General features: G+C 52.5%; 5 protein-coding genes and 1 pseudogene. All 6 read left to right on the top strand.

The window, feature by feature from the left end; translation table 11 throughout:
* Window positions 1-243: 243 nt before the first annotated feature.
* Window positions 244-951: pseudogene (locus C0V97_RS09060) on the top strand (IS6 family transposase).
* Window positions 952-1,202: 251 nt separating this feature from the next.
* Window positions 1,203-1,679, top strand: coding sequence for a hypothetical protein (locus C0V97_RS09055; protein WP_127102297.1), 477 nt, complete (start codon window positions 1,203-1,205; stop codon window positions 1,677-1,679).
* Window positions 1,669-2,214 (top strand): Imm42 family immunity protein, encoded by a 546-nt coding sequence (locus C0V97_RS09050; RefSeq protein ID WP_127102296.1) that lies wholly within the window; start codon window positions 1,669-1,671, stop codon window positions 2,212-2,214. Before C0V97_RS09055 ends, C0V97_RS09050 begins: the two co-directional genes overlap by 11 nt.
* 548 nt (window positions 2,215-2,762) lie before the next feature.
* Window positions 2,763-3,053, top strand: coding sequence for a type II toxin-antitoxin system RelE/ParE family toxin (locus C0V97_RS09045; protein WP_127102295.1), 291 nt, complete (start codon window positions 2,763-2,765; stop codon window positions 3,051-3,053).
* The gene (locus C0V97_RS09040) at window positions 3,043-3,372 is read left to right on the top strand and encodes a HigA family addiction module antitoxin (RefSeq protein WP_233582072.1); all 330 of its coding nucleotides are present in this window, start codon (window positions 3,043-3,045) and stop codon (window positions 3,370-3,372) included. Before C0V97_RS09045 ends, C0V97_RS09040 begins: the two co-directional genes overlap by 11 nt.
* A 268-nt stretch (window positions 3,373-3,640) precedes the next feature.
* The coding region (locus C0V97_RS09035) for a cation:proton antiporter (protein WP_199751762.1) at window positions 3,641-4,340 on the top strand (700 nt) is incomplete at its 3' end.

Below are 4,340 nucleotides of genomic sequence, written 5' to 3'. Positions count from 1 at the left end.
AAAAAAAAGACGATTAAAAAAAAAAGAAAAGGTGGTGAGGGGGAGAAGAAAAAAAAAATAAAAATAATCATCCAAGGAAAGCAGAAAAAATAGGGGGCATGGTTTTGGGAGGAATGTTGGGGGGGGGAAACCGTASCCACCCCCGCCGATAGCAGCGCGGAAGAGATAGGCGTAGCAGCGCGTCTTGCTTTGAGTAGATGTATATGAGGTTCTCTCACATTAATTGCGCCATGATAGACGCTGATGATGAGAACGTTATCTGTGAGCTACAAACGGCACCATTTTCCGTGTAAACTGATAGCGCATGCGGTATGGCTCTATCTCCGCTTTCCCCCGAGCTTTCGTCTTGTCTAAGAAATCCTTATCGCGCGGGATATAGTCGTCTCATACGAGACGATCCGTCGGTGGAGCCTGAAGTTTGGTGCGGCCTTTGCCCGCTCCCTGCGTCGCAAGGCTGCAAGACCGGATGATATCTGGCACCTGGACGAGGTGCGGATCGCGATCCGTGGCAAGCCCCATTGGCTGTAGCGCGCAGTCGATCAGGATGGCATTATTCTCGATGAGATCCTGCAGCCCCGTCGGAACACCAAAGCAGCCAAGCGTCTGTTGATCCGGCTCCTCAAACTGCAGGGTTTGCGCCCTAGTCGTATGATCACTGACAAGCTCAAATCCTATGCAGCAGCGAGACGCAAACTTGGTCTCTCAATTCGGCATCTCTCGCATAAGGGTCTAAACAACCGGGCGGAGAACAGTCATCGTACCCTGCAAAAACGTGAGCGGGTCATGTAGAAATTCCGCTCACTGGGCGGATGTCAGCGCTTCGTCTCCGTCTTCTCCGCTATCCTTAATCTCTTCGTCCTGCCCGCCTCCATCACCACCGCCTTTTCCCGGCACATCCATCGTATCAGGGCTTTCGCTCAATGGAACAGCGCGACCGTTCTCAGCGTCTGAATATCCCTTTCGCGGGCTTCAGCTAACTCACTTCAGTTTACGTGACATCACCGCAGGAAGCTAAGGTGAACTTCGGAAGATATCGGGGTGCCTAGAGGAAGCTAGCGGAGGTCGACCCGCATAATCTGGCCCTGCAAACGCTCACACCTGCCGACGCCACTTGGGTACCAACGGACGCCGAGATTGCGAATCTCGAGGCGGCTCTCGCACGGGCGCAGGAGGTCAACCGGCTGCTCACTACGCCAGAAGGCATGCAGGAGCTTATCGACCAGGCCCCCATCGGCACGAGTAGCGTCGAGGAGCTGAGGCCATACGCCGAGAAAGTTGCGAACGAAAAATTAGAAGCCCAAAATCTCGAAATTGGAGGACTCGCGGGTAGTAGGCCGCAATGGGATCAAACGGAGAGCCCTGCCCTTAATAGCAGTCCGTATGATCCTGACACGGTTCAGAATCGCGTCAAGCCGCCTTACCGGGCAAATCCGGCACATGATCCGAAATCGCCCCTTTATAACCCAAGGAAATCACCCGAGCCTCATGATGCCGAAGAGGTGTATGAACATGCTATACGGGGAGGGGATACACAGAGAAGTCAAAAAGCCTGGTATGGCAAAGGAGAAGGTGGATATTATCAGTTTTTCTACGACAATGCCGGAACGGTTCATTTCTCTGGGGTTATTCCGCAAAATGAACTGCCGAAAGGTCTGTACAGGATATTAAATGAAAAGTAATATATTATTTGAATTCGGAGATTCTAAAAGTTTTTCTATATTGGTTGGGATGGATAAAAGTACTTGCGGGGAATGGATGAATGGTTATTTCTATATGTGTATAAATTCGCATATATTAGGAAATGATAGCATGGTTAGTCTGCGGGATGTGATGCATGAGTTGGAGGGTTTTATAGATGGAAGAAAAGATAGAATCAGCGGAAGCCTATTTGCCTTAAGAGCGACAGATATATTTAATCTAATTACTAATTCGTTATATGATATTGAAGAAAATCCAATGAATAGTGATGGAATATACGATTACATATCGCAATACCAAGCTGCTGGAGACTTTCGTATAAAGCCTCGTGTGCAATCAATGTCAGGGGCGGATATATTTTCAGTGACTAATAATTCAAATATTGCAAAGATTATTTATTCGTTAGATCGGAAAAACATCGAAGAGCTTGTAGTTAATGAAATTACTATCTCGGATTCAATCGAAAGCGCGTATCAGTACCTAAAAGAAATTCATGATAACTCCGATCCTGTGTAGCAGGATCGCGCTAAAGTTCCTATATTCGTCAAGGGGCTGATCGACGCACAGGGCGATGTCACGCTCTCGGCGGGCGGCACTCTGACGCTGGAGGCCACGAAGACGCAGAGCGAGGCGAGTACGTCGCATCATGTGGCAGGGTGTTGATTTTCACTGAGAACTGACCCTGGGGGTGCGAAAATTTTCATTAAGAATTGACCCATGCCTGACACTGCCCCTGACGCATGAGCGCCGAACGCATCTGTCGAGGTACACGATCCGCAAATATCTACGCTCTGAGGCGATTGAACCGGTTTTTGCGAGCGCGGCCGTATAGGCAGGGAGATGATCTGCGCGGCATCAAAACCGTGCCTCAGAGAAAGGCTTTCCGGCCCATCCGCCGGCGTTTTCAGCCCACCCCCTACTTCCGATAATAGAATCAAACGGAAGTAGGTAAATGGTGGGAAACAGCCATTTTTTCCGATCGCCGATCTTATCACCCTAACCGCCCATGCGCTCGGCGTAACGATCATCTTTACATCGTTAATGTAATGCATTACCTTACACGCATGGAGATCGAGAGCATCAGCTACAAAGGCCTCCGACGCTTTTTTGAGACGGGAAATGCCAAAGGGCTGGTCCGCGATGCAAGCCGGTTACGAAAGATGCTCGCCTTCATCGACGCTGCGGAATCACTCGATGAGCTCACGGTGCCTCCAAATTATAGCCTGCATCCTTTGGTCGGAGAGCGGGCAGGCACTTGGTCCATGACCGTCACTAAAAACTGGCGGCTTACTTTTCGTCTCAATGAGCAGGGACAACTCTGCGATATGGCTTTGGAGGACTACCATGGCGCTTAAGATGCATTGCTCGCTCGCAGTCCATGTCGGGGACTGGATCAAAACCGAGCTTCTTGAGCCCCAGAATATCAGGGTCAACACTGTCGCCGAGCATCTGGGCGTTTCCCGTCAGGCGATCAGCGCCCTTCTGAATGGGAGGTGTGGGCTCACCGCGGAGATGGCGATCCGCTTTGAAAAGGCCTTTGGCGTACGAGCCGAGACGCTGATGCGCATGCAGAGCACCTTCGACCTTGCCCAGGCCAGAGCGCATGCGAGTGATCTGCACGTTCAGCATTTCAGTCTCCAGGATAAGGCTGATACCGTGGAGCGGCGGGTGTGAAGCAACGTTGCGACGGGTACGTGGGATAAATGTTGGCTTGGTTGCTAAACCGAACTTGCTCCGACTGACCCAGCGACACACTCGCGTCACTGTCTTGCCGCCACTGTGAAAACGTTGGCAGGAATGTCGCACTCACAGAATGAGATGGGGGCGCTTCGAGGCTATTCAGACCATGTCCGCATAAAGCCTATATCGTTGATACGGCATAGATGCTGAAGTTTCACCGTCGAGGCCACAATCGAGGGCGAGCCCCACGACAGGAGAAACCATGGACCAATATCTTGCGCTCGTAGTCCTCGTCGCCGCTATCCTGCTGCTGGAGACAGGTGCGCGACGATTGAGGCTCCCGCGAGCTGCGGTACTGATCATCGGAGGCGCGGGATTAGGAATGATGCCTGGAATCCCGGCAGTAAAAATCGAGCCCGGCCTCGTGCTGGCGATCTTCCTCCCTCCTTTGCTGACAAGCGGGGCATGGTTCACAGCATGGCGCGACTTCAGGGCGAACCTTTCTGGTATCGTTCTTCTTGCAGTCGGCGCTGTCGCCTTCACCACCTTTGCCGTTGCGTGGGTGCTTCATTGCTTCGTGCCAACATTACCATGGGCTGTTTGCGTTGCGATCGGCGCAATCGTAGCGCCCCCGGATGCGGTTGCGGCAGAGGCCGTGCTCGCGCATGTCCGTTTACCCGGGAGAGTCGTCGCTCTTCTGCAAGGTGAAAGCCTCCTGAACGACGCAGCGGGGCTCGTTCTTCTTCGGTTTGCCGTAGCAGCAGCGCTGACCGGTGTCGTCGATCCCGCAAAGGCTGCCGGAACATTTGCTGTTCTCGCGCTCGGCGGGATCGGGTTCGGGCTGATCATGGGCAATTTGTGGCGGGTGATCCTCCCCAAACCTTTCCCTGCGGGGCCTGCGGTAGCGGCCCTGCTTTTGGGAAAGGGGGGCTCGGATGTCCGCTTCTGCTTTGAAAAAAAAA

It is taken from the genome of Asaia sp. W19 (assembly GCF_003994335.1).
Classification (GTDB): domain Bacteria; phylum Pseudomonadota; class Alphaproteobacteria; order Acetobacterales; family Acetobacteraceae; genus Asaia.
Note: the sequence above shows the minus strand (reverse complement) of the source record. Positions and strands in the feature narration are given on the sequence as shown.